Annotated in this window: 18 protein-coding genes; 16 read left to right on the top strand and 2 right to left on the bottom strand. The window is 69.1% G+C overall.

The window, feature by feature from the left end; all coding sequences use genetic code 11:
- The first annotated feature begins 118 nt into the window (after nucleotides 1–118).
- The 12 genes from MRBLMI12_RS07810 (at nucleotide 119) to MRBLMI12_RS07755 (ending at nucleotide 11982) form a co-directional block, all read left to right on the top strand.
- A complete protein-coding gene (locus MRBLMI12_RS07810) occupies nucleotides 119–1420 on the top strand; it encodes an extracellular solute-binding protein (RefSeq protein ID WP_363355393.1) in 1302 nt (433 codons plus the stop codon).
- A gap of 76 nt (nucleotides 1421–1496) precedes the next feature.
- On the top strand, nucleotides 1497–2456 hold the full coding sequence (locus MRBLMI12_RS07805; protein WP_363355391.1) for a carbohydrate ABC transporter permease: 960 nt from the start codon (nucleotides 1497–1499) through the stop codon (nucleotides 2454–2456).
- A 1-nt stretch (nucleotide 2457) separates the two neighbouring features.
- Nucleotides 2458–3294, top strand: a complete 837-nt coding sequence (locus tag MRBLMI12_RS07800) for a carbohydrate ABC transporter permease (protein WP_363355389.1) — start codon at nucleotides 2458–2460, stop codon at nucleotides 3292–3294.
- 83 nt (nucleotides 3295–3377) lie between these two features.
- Nucleotides 3378–4172 (top strand): TIM barrel protein, encoded by a 795-nt coding sequence (locus tag MRBLMI12_RS07795; RefSeq protein WP_363355387.1) that lies wholly within the window; start codon nucleotides 3378–3380, stop codon nucleotides 4170–4172.
- Complete coding sequence (locus tag MRBLMI12_RS07790) at nucleotides 4169–5737, top strand: GMC oxidoreductase (protein WP_363355385.1); 1569 nt, start codon at nucleotides 4169–4171, stop codon at nucleotides 5735–5737. The genes MRBLMI12_RS07795 and MRBLMI12_RS07790 overlap by 4 nt, the downstream gene beginning before the upstream one ends.
- Before the next feature lie 63 nt (nucleotides 5738–5800).
- Nucleotides 5801–6196: a C-glycoside deglycosidase beta subunit domain-containing protein gene (locus tag MRBLMI12_RS07785; RefSeq protein ID WP_363355383.1), complete on the top strand. Its 396-nt coding sequence runs from the start codon at nucleotides 5801–5803 to the stop codon at nucleotides 6194–6196.
- Nucleotides 6193–7299 carry a sugar phosphate isomerase/epimerase family protein gene (locus MRBLMI12_RS07780; RefSeq protein ID WP_363355378.1) on the top strand — a complete coding sequence of 369 codons (1107 nt, stop codon included), beginning with the start codon at nucleotides 6193–6195 and terminating at the stop codon, nucleotides 7297–7299. The genes MRBLMI12_RS07785 and MRBLMI12_RS07780 overlap by 4 nt, the downstream gene beginning before the upstream one ends.
- Nucleotides 7296–8336 carry a sugar phosphate isomerase/epimerase family protein gene (locus MRBLMI12_RS07775; protein WP_363355376.1) on the top strand — a complete coding sequence of 347 codons (1041 nt, stop codon included), beginning with the start codon at nucleotides 7296–7298 and terminating at the stop codon, nucleotides 8334–8336. Before MRBLMI12_RS07780 ends, MRBLMI12_RS07775 begins: the two co-directional genes overlap by 4 nt.
- A gap of 10 nt (nucleotides 8337–8346) precedes the next feature.
- Nucleotides 8347–8763: a C-glycoside deglycosidase beta subunit domain-containing protein gene (locus MRBLMI12_RS07770; protein ID WP_363355374.1), complete on the top strand. Its 417-nt coding sequence runs from the start codon at nucleotides 8347–8349 to the stop codon at nucleotides 8761–8763.
- Complete coding sequence (locus MRBLMI12_RS07765; protein ID WP_363355372.1) at nucleotides 8760–9968, top strand: Gfo/Idh/MocA family protein; 1209 nt, start codon at nucleotides 8760–8762, stop codon at nucleotides 9966–9968. The genes MRBLMI12_RS07770 and MRBLMI12_RS07765 overlap by 4 nt, the downstream gene beginning before the upstream one ends.
- A 53-nt stretch (nucleotides 9969–10021) precedes the next feature.
- Nucleotides 10022–11029: a sugar phosphate isomerase/epimerase family protein gene (locus MRBLMI12_RS07760; protein ID WP_363355370.1), complete on the top strand. Its 1008-nt coding sequence runs from the start codon at nucleotides 10022–10024 to the stop codon at nucleotides 11027–11029.
- Nucleotides 11030–11112: 83 nt separating this feature from the next.
- Nucleotides 11113–11982 (top strand): ThuA domain-containing protein, encoded by an 870-nt coding sequence (locus tag MRBLMI12_RS07755; protein WP_363355368.1) that lies wholly within the window; start codon nucleotides 11113–11115, stop codon nucleotides 11980–11982.
- 65 nt (nucleotides 11983–12047) lie between these two features.
- Here MRBLMI12_RS07755 and MRBLMI12_RS07750 read toward each other — a convergent pair whose 3' ends face one another.
- Both MRBLMI12_RS07750 and MRBLMI12_RS07745 read right to left on the bottom strand, forming a co-directional pair.
- The gene (locus tag MRBLMI12_RS07750) at nucleotides 12048–13493 is read right to left on the bottom strand and encodes a hypothetical protein (protein ID WP_363355366.1); all 1446 of its coding nucleotides are present in this window, start codon (nucleotides 13491–13493) and stop codon (nucleotides 12048–12050) included.
- 66 nt (nucleotides 13494–13559) lie between these two features.
- On the bottom strand, nucleotides 13560–14828 hold the full coding sequence (locus tag MRBLMI12_RS07745) for an ROK family protein (RefSeq protein WP_363355364.1): 1269 nt from the start codon (nucleotides 14826–14828) through the stop codon (nucleotides 13560–13562).
- A gap of 154 nt (nucleotides 14829–14982) precedes the next feature.
- Here MRBLMI12_RS07745 and MRBLMI12_RS07740 point away from each other — a divergent pair, with 154 nt between their 5' ends.
- The 4 genes from MRBLMI12_RS07740 (at nucleotide 14983) to MRBLMI12_RS07725 (ending at nucleotide 18961) form a co-directional block, all read left to right on the top strand.
- Nucleotides 14983–16026: a Gfo/Idh/MocA family protein gene (locus tag MRBLMI12_RS07740; protein ID WP_363355362.1), complete on the top strand. Its 1044-nt coding sequence runs from the start codon at nucleotides 14983–14985 to the stop codon at nucleotides 16024–16026.
- Nucleotides 16023–16805, top strand: coding sequence for a hypothetical protein (locus MRBLMI12_RS07735; protein ID WP_363355360.1), 783 nt, complete (start codon nucleotides 16023–16025; stop codon nucleotides 16803–16805). The genes MRBLMI12_RS07740 and MRBLMI12_RS07735 overlap by 4 nt, the downstream gene beginning before the upstream one ends.
- Before the next feature lie 79 nt (nucleotides 16806–16884).
- Nucleotides 16885–17922 (top strand): VOC family protein, encoded by a 1038-nt coding sequence (locus MRBLMI12_RS07730; protein WP_363355358.1) that lies wholly within the window; start codon nucleotides 16885–16887, stop codon nucleotides 17920–17922.
- Nucleotides 17923–17986: 64 nt separating this feature from the next.
- The gene (locus MRBLMI12_RS07725; protein WP_363355356.1) at nucleotides 17987–18961 is read left to right on the top strand and encodes a fumarylacetoacetate hydrolase family protein; all 975 of its coding nucleotides are present in this window, start codon (nucleotides 17987–17989) and stop codon (nucleotides 18959–18961) included.
- Nucleotides 18962–19004: the final 43 nt, after the last annotated feature.

Raw genomic sequence — 19004 nt, 5'->3', positions numbered from 1 at the left:
GCTTATGTCCGGTATCGAAACGACTTATGTGCAAATCAGGCACATCGCGGTCATACTGAAGACACAGCAGGGTGCCTCGACGAACGAGTCGCCGACAACGAAGTCAGAAAGGCTGGACATGACACAGCACCGTCACTCCGCTCTGCGCCGAGGAGCGATCATCGCGATTCCGGTCGCCGGAGCGCTGCTCCTCGCCGGCTGCTCCGGTTCCGGCGGTGATTCCGGCGACGCCGGCGAGTCGGGGGAGGCCGAGTTCTCGTTCACGTTCGCCACCTCGAACAACCTCGAGAGCCCGTACGAGACCCTCGCCAATGCGTACATGGACGCCAACCCGGACGTCACCATCACGACCAACCCGACCCCCAACGACAAATACGGCGAGACCATCCGCACGCAGTTTCAGGCCGGCAACGCCGCCGACGTCGTTCAGACGACGCCAGGCTCCGGCGACGCCCGTGGGATCATCCCCCTCGCCGAGGCGGGGTTCCTCGAGCCTCTGGGCGACACCGCGGCCGGGCTCGTTCCGGCCGGCAGCGAATCGATCTTCGAGATCGACGGCGATGTCTACGGCCAGCCGATGGACTTCACGATCGCGGGGGTCGTGGCGAGCATGGGCACGGCCGCGATGAACGGGCTCGACGAGTGGCCGGCGACGGAGTCCGACCTCTACGACGCCTGCTCCGCGCTCTCGGCCGACGGCAAGTCGCTGCTGGCGGTCGCCGGCGCCGCCGGCCCGAACGCCGGTCTGACCGCGCAGGGAATCGCCGCCACACGCGTCTATGCCGAGGAACCCGACTGGAACGAGCAGCGCGCCGCGGGCGACACGACCTTCGCCGAGAGCGAGGGCTGGGCCGACACCCTGCAGACCGTCATCGACCTGAACGAGGGCGGGTGCTTCCAGCCCGGCGCCGAGGGCGGCGGCTTCGACGCCATCACCAACGGACTCTCGCAGGGCACCTCGGTCGGCAGCTTCATCCCGTCGGGCTCCGCGGTGGAGATCGCGACGGCCGCGCCGCCGGAGGCCGACTTCAAGGTGCAGCCCTTCCCGGCAGCCGATGGCGGCGACCCGTACATCATCGCGAGCTCGAACTACACGATCTCGATCAACGCCGCTTCCGAGAACAAGGATGCCGCCGCGGAGTTCGTCGAGTGGCTGGCGACGTCCGAGGCGCAGGAGATCTACTACGAGGCATCCGGTCTGCTGCCGATCTCGTCCTACCAGGATCTCGACCTCAGCGACACGATCTACTCGCCGGTGGTCGACCTCCTCGCCGACGGGTCGTACGCGCCGCTGCCGAACAACATCTGGCCGAACCCCGCGGTGTACGAGGCGCTGCAGGTGGGTGTGCAGGGTCTGCTGACGGGTCAGAGCACCGTCGAGCAGGTGCTGCAGAACATGGACGCCGCCTGGGGCGAGTGACCCGGACGCGGCCGCCCGGGTGCACATCCCCGGGCGGCCGCGCGTTCCGCACGACGCCGTACGAACACGAGGGATCATGACCGCGACACTGAACTCCGAGACTGAAGCGCTGATCGTTCCCAAGCGCGATCGCCGGGGCCGCCGGCGCGACACTGCTCCACGCCGCCCGGGCCTTCTGAAGTTCGGCTACTGGTGGTGGGCGCTTCCGGGCATCCTCCTCGTCCTCGCGATCCACTACGTCGCGACGACGATCGGCGGCTTCTTCGCATTCACCGACTGGTCCGGGATCGGGGACTTCAGCTGGATCGGCCTCGACAACTTCGTGGCGATCTTCAACGACCCGACCCAGATCGGCGCGGTCACCAACACGCTGTTCCTCGCCTTCGCGTCGGTGATCCTGAGCAACGTCGCCGGCCTCGCGCTGGCACTCGGCCTCAACCGCGGGCTCAAGACGAGGTACGCGCTGCGCGTCCTGTTCTTCATGCCGGTGGTGCTCAGCCCGCTGGCCGTCTCGTACGTGTGGAAGTTCATCTTCGACTACAACGGGCCGATCAATGGCGTCCTGCGAGCGATGGGTCTCGGCGAGTTCACCAAGGCCTGGGTCGCCGATCCGACCTGGGCGATCTGGACAGTGCTCATCGTGATCGTGTGGCAGAACACCGGCTTTGCGATGGTGATCTACATGGCGGGCCTGGCCGCGGTTCCCATCGAGATCGAGGAGGCGGCGGCGATCGACGGGGCGTCGCTCTGGCAGCGCTTCTGGAACGTGACGCTGCCCGCGATCCGGCCAGCCGTCGCCATCGCGACGACGCTCGGCCTCGTCAACGGCCTGCGGGTCTTCGACCAGATCATGGCGCTCACCGGAGGCGGCCCGGCCGGCGTGACCGAGACACTGGCGACGCAGGTCTACAAGGAGTCCTTCGCGCTCGGCAACTTCGGCTACGGCGCGGCGCTCGCGCTCGTGCTCACGCTCATCATCCTGGTGTTCGCCGTCATCCAGCAGCGCGTGAGCACCGGTCGCCCCGAGGAGGCCTGACATGTTCCGCTACACCAAGCTCACCGCGCTGCGCGAGGTCGTCTTCTGGGTGATCGCCCTCGTGTTCCTGGCGCCTTTCTACTTCCTGCTCACGACGGCGCTGAAGTCCGACGAAGAGGTGCTGACCACGTCCAACCTCGCGCCGCCGTCGAGCCTGGACCTCAGCAACTTCGCCGAGGTGCTGACCGCGCAGGGGAACTCGAACGTGCTGCTGGGCCTTCTCAACAGCGTCATCATCACGGCGGGCAGCATCCTCGGACTGGTGCTGCTGGGCGCCCTCACCGGCTACGTCATCGCACGCAGCACGCGTCGCTGGAGTCGCGCGGTGTTCTACCTGTTCCTCATCGCCATCGTGCTGCCGACGCAACTGGGCACCGTACCTCTCTACATCGGCGCGCGGGCGGCCGGTCTGACGGGTTCGGTCTGGGGGATGATCTTCCTGTTCACCGGGATGCTGCTGCCGCTGTCGATCTTCCTCTACGCCGGGTTCTTCCGCGGCCTCGGCACCGAGTATGAAGAGGCGGCGACCATCGACGGCGCCTCGCGCACGCAGATCTTCTTCCGGATCGTGCTCCCCCTGATGTCACCGGCGACCGGCACAGTGGCGATCCTCGCCGGGCTGATCGTGTGGAACGACTTCTTCACCTCGCTGATCTTCCTCGGCGGCTCCGACAACCAGACGCTCCCGGTCGCCATGTACTACTACATCGGCTCGCTGGTGTCGTCGTGGAACAAGATCTTCGCCATCGTCATCGTCTCGATGATCCCGATCCTCGCCTTCTACCTGTTCGCACAGAAGCGCTTCATCCAGGGCTTCGCGGGCGGGCTCAAGGGCTGATCCCGCAGAACCTTCCGACGACGGATGCCGCCGCCGCGGCATCCTTCTCGACCCCACCTTCTTTCGACTCAAAGGAGCACCCCATGTACCAGCTCGCCCCGAACATCGAACTGCTCTTCACCGAGGCCGGTGACTACCACGACCGCGTCCGTGCAGCCGCCGCGGCCGGCTTCGACGCCGTCGAGATGTGGGGTCCGACCGGCGTCGACGCGCCCGCGACGCCCAAGGACCTTCCCGCGCTGAAGGCGGCGCTGGAAGAGACGGGGACGCAGCTGACGGCGCAGCTGGCCGAGCCACGGACGCAGTTCATGATCCCGCCGTGGGATCACTCGGAGTTCTATCGCAAGCTCGACGAGGGCGTCGAGATCGCCCACTTCCTCGGCACGCCCCGGATGGTGGTGGGAAGCGGCACCGGATTCGGCGGCTGGAAGCGCCAGGTGCAGCTCGACAAGCTCGTCGAGATCTATCAGAAGGCCATCGCCCAGATCGAGGGATCCGGCATCGCGCTCGTGCTCGAGCCGGTCAACGTGCGCGTCGACCACCCAGGGTCCCTCCTGGATCGCACCAGCGAGGCGGTCTACGTCGCCCGAGGCGTGGACTCGCCGTGGTTCGGCGTGCTCTACGACCTCTACCACTCCACCGTCGAGGGCGAAGATGTCGCCGCCGAGCTCGCGAACGCGGGTGACCTGATCCGGTATGTGCAGCTTGCCGACGCGCCGGGGCGCGGCGAGCCCGGCACCGGCGCGATCGACTGGACGGCGCGGCTGGGCGACCTGCGTGCCTCCGGCTACGACGGGCCCATCGGCCTCGAGTATTACCCGCAGACGCCGTCGGCCGAGTCGGTGAAGCGGATCGTCGAACTGGCGGCCGCCGCATGAACGAGCGGCGCTACCCCGATGCCGTCGACGTCGTCATCGTCGGCAGCGGGCCGACGGGGGCGGCGTACGCACGCATCCTCAGCGAGCAGGCGCCGGATGCGGTCATCGCTATGTTCGAGGTCGGTCCGACGGTGTCGGAGCCGCCCGGCGCTCACGTCAAGAACATCGAGGATCCGGCCCGTCGCAGCGCCGCGCAGCTCGCCTCGCAGGGGCCAGCGGCGTCGGCCGAGACCGTCAGCAACCCGGGAGCCGTCAAGAGCGGTCAACGCCTCGCGCGCGCGGGCACGTTCCTCCTCGAGGACGGGTACCACTACCCGGGCGAGGACGGGCTCCCCGTCGCGGCGATGTCGAGCAACGTCGGCGGGATGGCCGCGCACTGGACGGCGGCGTGCCCGCGCCCGGGGGGCGCCGAGCGCATCCCGTTCCTTCCGGACCTCGACGAGCTGCTGGACGACGCCGAGCGGCTGCTCGGGGTCACGACGAACGCATTCGACGGCTCGCCGTTCGGTGATCTGGTGCGCGAGCGGCTGGCGAAGGCCGTCGACGCGGGGCGCGTCGACGCCACTCGCGTGCAGCGCATGCCGCTGGCGGTGCACCGTCGTGAGGACGGCCGGCTCGTCTGGTCGGGGTCGGACGTGGTGCTCGGCGACGTCACCCGCGAGAACGCGAACTTCGCCCTCTCCGACGAGTCCCTCGTCACCCGTGTCCTCCTCGACGGCGGGCGGGCGGTCGGCGTCGAAGTGCGCGACTTGCGCAGCGGTGCCACCCACACCGTGGCGGCGTCGTTCGTGGTGGTCGCCGGCGACGCACTGCGGACCCCGCAGCTGCTCTGGGCGTCCGGCATCCGCCCCGCCGCATTGGGCCGTTACCTGAACGACCAGGCGCAGATCGTCTTCGCCGTGAGGCTTCGCGATGTGCCGCCGCTCGACGCCGAGGTGCCGGCCGATGGGACTCTCGCGGAGTACAGCGGCGTCAGCTGGGTCCCTTTCACGGACGACGTCCCGTTCCACGGGCAGGTCATGCAGCTCGACGCGTCGCCGGTGCCCCTCGCCGAGGACGACCCGGTTCAGCCGGGCTCCATCGTCGGGCTCGGCCTGTTCTGCGCGAAGGACCTGCAGCGCGACGATCGGGTCGACTTCGACGACGCGCGGCGGGATGCCTACGGTCTCCCGGCGATCGGCATCCACTACCGCCTCACCGAGGCGGACCGAGCGGTGCTGGCGCGTGCGCAGCAGGAAATCGTTCGGCTCGGCGTGGCCGTCGGGGACCCGCTCGACCAGCGGCCGTTCACGATGCCCCTGGGAGCGTCGCTGCACTACCAGGGCACGACGCGTATGGGCTTGCGCGACGACGGCGAGAGCGTCTGCGATGTCGACAGTCAGGTGTGGGGCGCGTACGGCGTGTTCGTCGCCGGCAACGGAGTGATCCCGACGGCGACCGCGTGCAACCCGACCCTCACCAGCGTGGCGCTCGCGGTGCGGGGCGCCCGTCGCATCGCTGCCGAGCTGGCCGGAACTGCACCGAGAACTGTCGGCGATCTTGCTTATGTCGAAAAACAGCATTAGACTGTAGGAATCAAGACAAAGGTGTCGGCGGGATCGCCCGCCCACGAGGACGAGGAGGTTCCGGTGATACCGGACCGCATCATCGAGCAGGGCACGCTGACCAGCGACGGTGCACGCACCGCGGTCGAGGTGCGCATCCCCTGGTACCGAGCCCTTCCCGGGTCGTGCATCGCGGGCGCCGCGCTGAAGATCGACGGCGTTGCAGCCGACCCCGAGTCCCTGCGGTGGACCATGAACGGTCGGGAGTTCACCTTCGCCGAGCTGGCGACGAACACCGAGGAGTGGTGGTTCCCGCTGGACTCCGCCGTCCTCTCGGGTGACGTCGCGGCGGCTCCGGATGCCGAGCACGAGGTCGAGGTCGACCTCACCCTCTACATCCCGTACATCGTGATCTCCGATTCCGAGGTGCTGCACATCGAAGAGCACGACAAGAAGACCATGAAGGCGGTGGCGGCATGACCGGCCTCGGCACGCCCATCCAGGGCGTCACGCTCTACAGCTTCACCCGCGCCTTCCACGGCCGCGAGTACGACCTCGAGGGCCTCATCCGCAAGGTCGCGGCAGACGGCTACGGTCCCGGGCTCGAGATCATCGGCTTCTCCAGCTTCCGGGGGTTCCCCGACATCGACGACGCGTTCGCGGGCTGGTTCCGCGAGCTGGTCGCCGAGACCGGGCTCGTCACCACGTCGCTGGCGGTCAACGCCGATATCGGCATCCATCGCGATCGCCTGCTCAGCCAGGACGAGCTCCTCGAGTACATGCGCCGGCAGATCGCGGCGGCGGCGAAGCTCGGCTTCCCCATCGCGCGGGTGCAGATCTCGATCACGCCCGACTCGATGGAGGCGCTCGCGCCGATCGCCGAGGAGTACGGCGTGACGCTCGCGCTCGAGGTGCACGCCGACCAGTACGCGTCGCATCCGCGCATCCTGGCACTCCGCGACCGCTACGAGAAGGTCGGATCGCCGTTCCTCGGCTTCACGATGGACTGGGGAGCGACGGTGACGGGCTTCGCCCCCTCGCTCCTCGAGGCCTACCGTCGCCGTGGCGCGTCGGACGAGCTGCTCGCCCAGGTCACCGACCTCTGGAACGAGTTCTACGAGCAGGGTCCGCCGGCCGATCAGGCCGAGCACGGTCAGCGCTTCGGCCGGTTCATCGGCCTCGCGGCCCAGAACGGCCGCCCCGACCTCGGGATCGACTTCGGCATCAACGGCACGGGTCTGTTCGGTCCGGCGCGCGTAGACGACTGGCTCGAGATCATGCCGTGGATCAAGCACGTGCACGGCAAGTTCTTCGGCATCGACGAGCGCGGCGAAGAGCCTTCGGTGCCGGTCCGCGAGCTCATCGGACTGCTGGTCGAGAACGGCTACTCGGGCGCGATCTCGAGCGAGTACGAGGGCTGGCACTGGAACCACTGGCAGAGCCCGTTCGACATCATCTCCGGCGAGCAGGCCGTGCAGCGCTCGGCCGCGGAGGCGGCCGGCTCGCGCATGGTGACGGATGCCTCGGAGGCACGGTCGCAGCTGGCCGCCTGGCTGCCCCGCACGACAGGAGCACACGCATGACCACCGGAATCGCCGGTACCGGCATCAAGCTCGGAACCACTCTCTATTCGATGACCAGCGAGTTCGCAGCGGGCGTGTACACGCCCGAGACCCTCATCAAGGTCGTCGCCGACGAGGGCATCGGCCCCGGCGTCGAGTTCAACATCGCCCAGCTGCTGCGCACGTACCCCGACGTCGACGACGCCTTCGTGCGGCTGTGGTTCGACAGCATCGAGAAGTACGGCCTCGAGCCCAGCGCGATCGGCACGAACCTCGACATGGGGCGCCGTAAGGACCGCGACATGACGCCCGACGAGGAGCACGACTTCCTCGCCCGTCAACTGAAGACGGCGCACACCCTCGGGTTCAAGAGAGTCGTCATCCGCTCGCACGGCCGGGAGCTGCTGCGCAGCCTGCTGCCGCTCGCCGAGAAGTACGACCAGAAGCTCGGCTACGAGATCCACGCGCCATCGGGGCCGAACGACCCGCAGGTGCTGCGGATGCGCGAGATGTACGACGAGCTCCAGTCCGACCGGCTCGGGTTCACCGCGGACTTCAGCTCGACCATGCACTCCCTCTCGCCGACGCTGCTGCGCACGCTCAGCCAGATGGGGATGGACGAGAAGCATTTCGCCGTCATGGACGAGATCTGGCATGAGCCGACGCCCATGCACGTGCGCAACCAGAAGTTCGAGGACTACCTGACCGGCGAGGGCGTCGACCCGCTGCGCTTCGGCCCGTTCACGAGGCTCGCCTTCAACATGCACGGACTCGTACCGCCGGAGGAGTGGCTCGACATCATGCCGCAGATCTTCCATGTGCACGCGAAGTTCTACGACATCGGCGCCGACGGCGAGGAGCCGGCGATGGATATCCCGCGCATCGTGCGGCAGTTCGTCGAGGGGGGATACCAGGGCTATCTCTCCAGCGAGTGGGAGGGGCACGCCTTCTCCGACCTCGGCGAGTCCGACCCGATCGACCTGGTGAAGAAGCAGCACGCGCTCATGCGGCGTGCGATCGAAGAGACCGTGGCGGCGCGCGCAGGCGCGACGGCGTAGGAGAAGGATCATGGCAACCCACAATTCGCTGTTCTCCGAGAACGACGTCCGTCGCACCGATGACGGCATCGCTGTGTCGGTGCAGCTGCCCTGGTACCGGAGCCTGTGGCTGTCGGCGGTCGACGATGTCGCGGCATCCGTCAACGGTGTCGAGATCCCGCGCGACGAGCTGCGGTTCGTGCTGGAGGGTCGCAGCTACCGCGTCGACGAGCTGCCCGAGCAGTCCGAGACGCTCTGGTTCGTCGCCGACCGCCCCGACGTCCTCATCCCGCTCGCGCACGCCCCCGCCGCCGGCGAGAAGCTCACTGTCGAGATCGTCCTCACGATGCGCCTGCTCTACATGCAGATCATGCCGGGTGCCGATGGCGGTCCGGGCCGGTACGTCACCAACCGCGTCCCGGTCGAGCGCGAGGTGGTGCTGGCATGACCGCGCGGCCGCTGCGGGTCGCCATGATCGGCTACGGCTTCATGGGCGCCGCCCACTCGGTGGGCTGGCGGCAGGCGCCGCGCATGCTCGACCTGCCCCAGCCGGTGGAGATGGCCGTCGTCGTGGGGCGCAACGGGCAGGCGGTGGCGGATGCCGCAGCCCGGTGGGGCTGGCAGGAATCGGCGACCGACTGGCGCGAGGTCATCGAACGCGACGACATCGACATCGTCGACATCGTGACCCCCGGCGACTCGCACGCCGAGATCGCGATCGCGGCGCTCGACGCCGGCAAGCACGTGCTCTGCGAGAAGCCCCTCGCCAACACCGTCGACGAGGCGGAGCGGATGGCGGATGCCGCCGCCCGCGCCGCGGCGCGCGGCATCCGGTCGATGGTGGGCTTCACGTACCGCCGGGTGCCCGCCGTGACATTCCTGCGCGACCTCATCGCGCAGGGCGCCGTGGGGAAGATCGCGCAGGTGCGCGCCGCGTACCGGCAGGACTGGCTGGTCGACCCCGAGATGCCGCTGGCGTGGCGTCTGCAGAAGGAGCATGCGGGATCCGGTGCTCTGGGCGACATCGGAGCGCACATCGTCGACATGACGCAGTTCGTGACGGGGCTGGAGGTCACCGCCGTCTCGGGCGTCGTCGACACCATCGTCAAGGAGCGGCCGCTGGAAGGCGACCACCCGTCCTCGAGCCTGTCGAAGGGGTCCGGCACCGCGTCGGAAGGGTATGGCGAGGTCACCGTCGACGACATCGCCCTCTTCACCGGGCGCCTCTCCACCGGTGCGCTGGGGTCATTCGAGGCGACACGCTTCGCGACGGGACGCAAGAACGACCTGTCGATCGAGGTCTCGGGAGACAAGGGCGCACTGCGGTTCGACCTCGAAGATCTGAACACGCTCTGGTTCTACGACCGGACAGCGCCCGAGTCGACGCAGGGCTTCACGAGGATCCTCGTGACCGAGGCATCCCATCCCTATGTCGACGCCTGGTGGCCCGCGGGGCACATGCTCGGCTACGAGCACGGCTTCACCCATCAGGTCGTCGATCTGGTGACCGCGATCGCGGAGGACAATGATCCGCAGCCGGGCTTCGCCGAGGGGCTCTCGGTGCAGCGGGTGCTCGCGGCGGTGGAGCGGAGTTCGGCAGACGGCTCCGCCTGGGTCCGCATCGGCGCGGGCGCGCTGACGCCCGGCGGGTGAGTTCATCACCCGCTGGCACGAGAATGGGTTTCTCGACACGAAGGAGTCTTGAGATGACACGACCGATCACCCTCTTCACCGGCCAGTGGGCCGACCTTCCGTTCGAGGAGGTGGCACGCCGGGCGGGTGAGTGGGGCTTCGACGGCCTCGAGATCGCCTGCTGGGGTGATCACCTCGACGTGTCTCGGTGGAATGACGCGGAGTACGTGCAGGGCAAGCTCGACGTCCTCGAGCGCAACGGCCTGAAGGTGTGGACGATCTCGAACCACCTGGCCGGGCAAGCCGTGTGCGACGACCCGATCGACGCGCGGCACCGCGACATCCTCAATGACCGCGTATGGGGCGACGGCGACCCCGAGGGCGTGCGGCGGCGCGCCGCCGAGGAGCTGAAGATGACGGCTCGACTCGCGGCCGCACTCGGCGTGAAGACGGTGACCGGCTTCACCGGGTCGTCGATCTGGAAAGCCGTCGCGATGTTCCCGCCGGCTTCGGACGAGTGGATCGCGGCCGGCTACCAGGACTTCGCCGACCGGTTCCATCCGATCCTCGATGTCTTCGAAGAGGTCGGGGTGCGCTTCGCGCTCGAGGTGCACCCGTCCGAGATCGCCTACGACTACTGGACGGCCAAGGCCACGCTCGACGCCATCGGACACCGCAAGAGCTTCGGGATCAACTTCGACCCGTCGCACTTCATGTGGCAGCAGCTCGACCCGGTCGCGTTCGTGCTCGACTTCGCCGACCACATCTTCCACGTGCACGTGAAGGAGTCGATCACCAACCTCGACGGTCGCAACGGCGTGCTCGGGTCGCACCTGGCGTGGGCGAACCCGCGTCGCGGCTGGACTTTCGTCTCGACCGGCCACGGCGCCGTGCCCTGGGAGCCGCTCTTCCGCGCGCTCAACGCGATCGGCTACGACGGCCCGACGAGCGTGGAGTGGGAGGACGCCGGGATGGATCGCATGATGGGCGCGCCCGAGGCCGTGGAGTTCGTCCGCAGGCTCAACGCCATCACGCCGCCGGCCGCCGCGTTCGACGCCGCCTTCTCGACCAAGGCCGAGTAGCACCACCACCCCGCCCCGACCTCGGACCCCGAGGTCGTCGTCCGGCGTGCCCGCTTCGCGCGCCACGCAGATGGAGATTCCAGATGACCGACGTCCTGAATGCGCTCATCCTCTCGGGCCACATGACACGCGAGCACGACAACGAGTTCCGCAGCTTCCGCCTGCACAACCAGTGGCTCACCACCCTGCTCGAAGACACCGGGCGATTCCGCGTCCGCGTCATCGAGGACCCGCGCGGGCTGGGCGCCGAGATCATCGACAAGTACGACGTGGTGATCGTCGTGTTCGAGGGGCGGGACGGGTACCACGAGAAGGCTGTCGGATTCGGTGCGGAGACGGATGCCGCGCTCCTGAAGTTCGTGCATGACGACGGCAGGGGCATCGTGTGGTTCCACGGTTCCGCCGCGCAGGAGGACGACTGGGGCTATCCCGAGGAGTTCAACGTCATGCGCGGCTCGAGGCTGACCGTGGCCGGCGGTCTGCGGCCGCGGCCGTGGGGCGAGGCGCTGCTCGACACGGTCGAGCCGCGCCACGCGATCACCGAGGGCATCAGCGCGCACTGGACGGTGACGGGCGACGACATCCTGACAGGCGTCGAGATCCACGAGAGCGCGCGAGTGCTGGTCACGACATTCGATGACCTCGCGTCGTACGAGAACGCGCCGATGTGGCCGATGTCGCACTATCCGGTGGCCATCCCGCCGGAAGGGGTCGCGGCATTGCCCGGCATGAACACCGATCAGCCCATCGCGTGGATCAACGAGTACGGCCAGGGCCGATCCTTCACGATCACGATCGGTCACGACATCGACACGTTCCGGCGCATCGAGTTCATCCGCATGTTCCCCCGCGGCGTCGAGTGGGCGGCGACCGGCGAGGTCGCGCTGAACGGACCGGACCGCCGGGGCGAACGTCGCTTCCTGCCCTGGCCCTACTACAACCACGAGGCGTGACCGGCGCTGGGCGAGGTCGCGCGCACCGGTCACCGCCCGGGGGCGAAGAGAGAGCTGAAAGCGCCTCAGGCGAGAACGGATGCCGCGCCCTGGGCCAGCGCGGATCGTGCGAGGGCGAGGTGGGCCGAGGTCATCTGTGCGGGGTCGTCGTCGAGCCACTCGTGTCCGCCCCACTCGCTGCAGAGGGTGCCCGAGAAGCCCGTCGGCGCGAGTGCGCGCGCGAGCTCGCGGATCGGCCGCGAGACCCGGTCGTCGGTGTCATCGAGGTCCCAGAATTTCAGGTGGACGGCGCCGACCAGGGGAAGGATCCCGCGCAGGTCCGCCGCATCCGACCGGCCGAATCTCACGAGCAGGTTCATGTACAGGGTGTGCACGCCCGGCGGCACGCCGTCTGACCGCAGCAGCGCCACGACGGCGTCGTGCGTCGCGGGGTCGCGCCAGTCATCGCGCAGCCGCGTGACGAGATCGGACGGGATGCCGCCCGCCAAGAGCTGTTCGAGGTACGACACAGGCAGCGCCGGCATGAGCATGCTGATGTCGACGAGCAGCCGTATCCGCGCATCGCCGAGCGCAGCGACGGTTTCGTACACCGCAGCGTGCTGCCGCGAGGACGGCGTCTGCTGACCCTGGACCTCTTCGTACAAGGTCAGGCCCAGCTCGTGCAGGTGAGGCAGCAGGCGATCGAGCAGCGCCGGCCCCGCCTGGCCGGCCGGCAGCCGCACGCCCTCCGCGCCGACTCGCCGGGCGGCGTGCAGCTGCGGCAGCAGGAAGTCCAGCCGCCCGGTCTCGGAGCGCCGCTGCGTCGGCGACGCCCAGTCGTCGAGGCTCGCACCCACGATGCTCGCCCGGCCGCCGGCGGCGGCGAGGCGTTCGCGCAGCACGTCGGCCTCGGCATCCGTCGTCGCAGGGAAAGACGGCCACAGCTGACCGGGCTCGAGCTCGACCACGTCCGCCACTCCATCGGCGATGATGCCGACAGTGATGTCGGTCGCTGGGCGGTCGGCGCGGATGACGTCGGGTGTCCAGTTGAATGCGCTCGCCGCGAGCGTCCAGTCCGGGTCGAGGCGGGGCTGCGGAGACACCGGGCGGTCGGTGGTCTTCGCGCCGGCGGGCCGGATGGATCGCTGATCGGGCGCGACATCGAGCTCGAGCGCGCGCTCGACGCGGAATGGCAGCGTGAGGGGCGCGTCGGGACCGGCCTGCAGGTACGGCACGGCGAGCGAGAACGATACCCCGACCACATGCGAGCCGGGGGCGAGCGGCGCCGGTGCCTCGAGCGTGAGCCGATCCTGCACGAACCACCAGCCCTGCTCCGTGGCCAGAGCGGACAGCGGAATCGAACGATCCCCGAGCGCGCAGGTCAGCCCGTCCACGGGCGAGCCGTCCAGCGTGACGCCGAGGTCGCGCACGCTCCACAGCGGCAGCGATCGGATCCACGGGAGCGACAGGTGCAGGCGGAACCCATCGGTCGTCGAGGTCAGCGCATCATCGCGCAGGGTGGCGAGCGTCATCGGCGGCCCTTCCGTCATAAGACTTTCGAGCCGACCATACACTCTTATGTCTAATACGGGAATAAGTTAGGTCACCGCACCGCGAATGCTGTCGATCGTCGGTCGCCCGATCGCGAACCAGCGCGGGAAGGTGACGTCGAACAGCTGTTCGCGGGCGAGCTCCGCGCCACCGCGCATCGGCTCGCGCACGTCGTTGGCCGAGTTCAGGATCGTCAGATCGCGCGTTGCGAGGGGCAGCGACAGCTCGTATACGCGCTGGCGCACCTCCGCCAGAAACAGTTCGCCCGCCGATGCCACCGCGCCGCCGATGACGATGAAGCTGGGGTTGAACACGTTGACCAGCGTCGCCGCCGACTCCCCGATCACTCGGGCCGACCGCTGGATGAGGGAGATCGCGAGGGCGTCCCCGTTCTCGGCGGCGATCGATATGCGCTCCGGATTCACCGGCTCGCCCGCGGCTGCGGCACGTGCGAGGGCGCCGGTCGCGCCCTCGGCGATCGCCGCCTCGGCGTCGCGGACCAGTGCCCAGCCGCCGGCAACGGCCTCGAGGCATCCGACCTTGCCGCATCGGCACAGTTCCTCGGACTCGCGGACGCGAACGTGGCCGATGTCTCCGGCTGCGCCGTTCGCCCCCCGGTGGACGTGCCCCTGCGAGAGCAGGCCGGCGCCGATGCCGGTGCCCACCTTGACGTAGATGAGGTCCAGCCTGTCGTCGCCCCGCCGTGCGCGCTCGCTGAAGGCGAGCAGGTTGACGTCGTTGTCTACCCAGACCGGCGCATCGAAGCGCTGCTCGAATCGCCGCCGCACGTCGAAGCCGTTCCACCCGGGCATGATGGGCGGTGCCACGGGCCGACCGCTGTTGAAGTCGACCGGGCCGGGAACGCCGACGGTCACCGCCCAGACCGGCACCTCGGGGTTGCGGCCCAGCAGTTCGTCGATCATCGCCATGACCGTGTCGAGCGTCTCCGCCGGTCCGCGGGCGATGTCCCAGCCCTGATCGATGTGGTCCTCGATGTCGCCGTCGAGCGCGGCGATCCCGATGTGGATGTGGAGGGCGCCCAGTGCGCACACCAGGATGCGCCCCCGCTCGGCGCGGAACCGCAGGGTGCGGGGCGCGCGTCCCCCCGAGGACGGCCCGAACTCACCGTCCTGGAGGTAGCCCATCTCGATGGCCTGATCCACCCGCTGCGTGACCACGCCGCGACCGAGGCCGGTGACGCGGCCGATCTCGGGGCGGGTCGTCGCCTCGCCGCGACGCACCATGTTGACGATGCGCAGCAGGCTGGTGACCTCGTCGGTCTGGGCGCCGAAACGGAGGGTGGATTCGCTGGCCATGGTCGATCTTGACACAACTCAATGCAGTGAATGCGGATATAAGCCACCTCTATAGTTCGGGATGTCGCCACTTAGGTACGCTTGATACGTAAGTGCTTTCCAGGCTCGAGTGCAGACATCGCGCGGAACCTGACTCGGGATCGAGGGAGATCGGATGCGCAGCGGCGTCGGCGTCATCGGGGCGGGACCGGGCGTGTCGGCCCTGCACCTGCCGACACTGGCGAGGCTCGCGGACAGGTTCGAGGTCGTGCACGTCTCCGACGGCGGCAGCGGAGGCGCCGCGGCGCTCGCGGCGCGCAGCGGGGCGGCCCACTCGGTCGGCGCCGCAGAGCTGCTCGCCGACCCGAGGGTCGAGACCGTGGCGATCTGCAGTCCGCCGCACCTCCACGCCGCGCAGGTACGTGCGGCCGTCGCTGCGGGCAAGCGGGGTGTGCTGTGCGAGAAGCCTCTCGCGCTCACCCAGGACGAGGCCGAGGCGGTGATCCAGGAGTGCCGTGCCGCCGGGACCGCGCTGGTCGTCGGCACCAATCACCTGTTCGATCCCGCGTGGGTCAGCGCGAAGCACCACCTCGTCGCGCATGGCGGCCGCGTCCGCACCGTCTCGATCACGGTCGCTCTCCCACCGAATGCGCGCTACCACGACCTCGTCACCGAGTTCGCGCCCGCCGCCGAGTCGCCGACCCGCCGGCAGCCGGACTGGGGTGACGCCGAGGTCGCGGCATCCGTCGTCAGGCAGCTGATCGTCGGCCTCGGTGTGCACGACCTGCCCATCGTGCGCGATCTCGCGCCGCGGCTCGAGGAGGTGGTCTATGCGCGCCCGGTCGCACCGATCGGCTTTGCGGTCGGGTTCGTCGCCGGCGGCGTGCTGGTGCAACTGAACGCCGTCATGCTCCCGGGTGGGGCCGACGCGCTGTGGCGCATGACGATCGGCACATCGCTCGACGAGCTCGAGGTGCAATTCCGGCCCGCCTTCACGCACGACGGGAGTGCGGTGGTGCGCGTCCGTGATATCGAAGGCCGCGTGATCGAGTATCCGCGGTCCGCGGGCGACGGGTACGTCGCCGAGTGGGAGGCGCTCGCCGCGACCCTGGACGGTGCCGAGGTGGTCGAGTACGACGAGCTGCTGGCGGATGCGCGCTACGCGATCGATCTCGCGGATGCCGCAGCCGACGCCGTGCGAGAGGCGATGGCGTCATGATCGGCGTGACGACGGCCCTCGCGCCTTACCGGGTCGCCATCGCCGAGCTGCCGTTGCGCGCTCGGGCGGTCGATGCGGCGGACGGGGCGATCGCGGTGATCGACGGCACTCGCGGTCGGGGACGAAGCGGACTGACCGGTGCTGCCGCTGTCGTCGTCGCCGACCCGGCGCCCGGTTCGCCGACTGCGTTCCCGCCGGGGATTCCTGTGATCGTCGACCGTGAGCGGCTGCGTCCCGACGCCGCTCTCGGTGATGCCGCGGTCGACGCCGCGCTCTTCACGGTCGAGTGCTCGGCCGCCGCGGTCGCTCTGCCCGAGGCTGTGCGCGACGCGGTCGGCTGGCTGCGAGTGCTGAGCGGCGGTGAGCTGTCCGTCGACGAGGTGCGCGCGGGCCGGCACGGCATCATCGCGCTGCTGCGCACCGATGCCCGATCTCCGGCGGGGGCGCGTGCCGCGACGCTCGTCGCCACCGTCCTGGCGGATGCCTCTGCCGCGCCACGGCTGAGGGCCCTCGCCATCGGCCCGGAGCGCACGGAGGTGGTCGTCGACGGATCGGGCGCGACATCCGTCGTCGTGACCTCTGCGTCGGGAGCGCGCCACCTGCCCGTGCGGTACGAATCGCGCCGCCGCGTCGCGCTGCGTCGGGCCATCGATGCCGTCGGCGGCGCGGAGACCGGCGATCTCGCCGACCTCCGTCACGACGAGGCGGTCGCCGCGCTGCTTCTCGACGCCATAAACAGTGCTGATTCGTCGCATAGGCAGAATCGGCTTCCTGGATAGCGCGTGGCGGACGAAAGTAGTGTGCGGGGCAGTTCCCAATCGGAGTCTCCCGCCCCTTCGGAAAGGAAACCGATCGAAGATGATCAAACTGCTGTCCCACCTGTCGTACGTCGCGATCACGTCGCCGGACGTCGAGGCATCTGTCGAGTTCTATAAGGACCAGGTCGGCCTGATCGAGGTCGATCGCGTCGACGGCGCCGTCTACCTGCGCTGCTGGGGCGACTACTACGCGTACTCCGTCGTCGTGGTGCCTGGCGACGAGCCGGCACTCGAGACGATGGCCTGGCGTACGTCGAGCGCCGAGGCGCTCGACGAGGCCGCCCGCCGCATCGAGGCCGCCGGCGTCGAGGGCGAATGGCTCGACGACGTGCCCCAGATCGGCCGCGCCTACCGGTTCACCGGCCCGTGGGGTCACTCGATGACGCTCCACTGGGACGTCACGCGCCACCACGCCACCGACGCGAACGCGCTCGCGGGTGAGGCTGCCTCGATCTACCCCGACCGTCCGTCGCGGCGCAGCAAGGTCGCCGGGGCACCGCGTCAGCTGGATCACGTCACGATCGCGTGCAGCGACGTCGACGCGTTCGCCGCCTGGTACAACGACGTCCTCGGGTTCCGCATCATGGCCAAGACGATCCTCGACGAGGCGCCGATCTCGGTGTTCTCGGTGCTGACCACCAACGAGAAGTCGCACGACCTCGGCGTCGTGCTCGACGGCTCGAGCCGCGCCGGCCGCATCAACCACTACGCCTTCTGGGTCGACACCCGTGAAGAGCTGCTCATCGCGGCCGACGTGCTGGGTGAGAACGGCTACCCGATCGAGTACGGCCCGTCGATCCACGGCATCGGCGAGCAGAACTTCCTCTACTACCGCGAGCCGTCGAGCCTGCGGATCGAGCTGAACACCGGCGGCTACCGCAACTACGTGCCCGACTGGGAACCCAACACGTGGAAGCCCTCGCAGGGCTCGAACAACTTCTACCGCAACAGCGCCATGCCGATGTCGATGACCGAGTCGTTCCCGCCCGCCGACGGTCCGTCGGCGACCGAGGAGGGCGTGCCCGACGAGATCAAGGAAGCGCTCTTCAACCCCTACGCCAAGCACGGCCAGGGCTGAGACCCGGCCGGGGTGGCGCCGATCGCGCCGCCCCGGCCGCACCATTCGATCCATAGGAGCAGACATGACGACGACGTCGACCGGACCCGATGCCCCCTTCGCCCTCGCCCGCTATCGGGAGGGGGATGCCGTGCGTCTGGGCCTCGTGGCCGCAGACCGCACCCGCCCGCTCACTCCCGAGCAACTGGGCGCTGCGAGCCTGAACGACTTCCTCGCCGCCCCCGACTGGGACCGGCTGGCGATGCTCACGAAGAGCGCCGAGGGCGGATGGATGCCGTTGGCCGACGTGACGCTGACCGCGCCGGTCGAGCCGCGACAGGTGCTGCAGACCGGCGCGAACTACCGGCAGCACGTGATCGAGCTGGTGGCGGCCGGGCTCACCAACAACTCCGACCGCACCCCCGAGGAGGCGCGCGAGTTCGCCGCCAAGGTGATGGACGACCGTGCGGCGAACGGCGAGCCGTACTTCTTCATAGGCCTGCCCGCCTGCGTGGTCGGCGATGACGTGCCGCTGACGCTGCCGGCCTACAGCGACGTGCACGACTGGGAGCTGGAGCTCGCCGTCGTGATCGGCCGCGAGGCCTTCCGCGTCTCTCGCGAAGAAGCGCTCGACCACGTCGCCGGGTACACGATCGTCAACGACATCACCACGCGCGATCTGGTCTTCCGCAAGGACATGAAGGAGATCGGGACGGACTGGTACCGGGCGAAGAACGCCCCCGGCTTCCTGCCGACGGGGCCGTTCCTCGTGCCGGCCACGTTCGTCGACGGGTCCGACCTGAGTGTGCGGCTCGAGCTCAACGGCGAGGTGATGCAGGATGCCTCGACCAGCGACCTGCTCTTCGACATCCCCGCTCTCGTGTCGGGCGCGTCGCAGACCATGCCGCTGCTGCCGGGCGACATCCTGCTGACCGGCAGCCCCGCCGGCAACGGACAGCACTGGAAGCGGTTCCTCCGCGACGGCGACGTCATGACCGGCACCATCGCCCACCTCGGCACCCAGGTCGTCCGCTGCGTCGCCGAGGAGGCCGCGCGGTGATCCAGCGCCAGATCCCCCGGTCGTTGAGCGAGGGAGCGTCAGC

Source organism: Microbacterium sp. LMI12-1-1.1 (assembly GCF_040676455.1).
GTDB lineage: Bacteria > Actinomycetota > Actinomycetes > Actinomycetales > Microbacteriaceae > Microbacterium.
The sequence above is the reverse complement of the archived record's forward strand: the minus strand, read 5'-3'. Positions and strand labels throughout refer to the sequence as shown.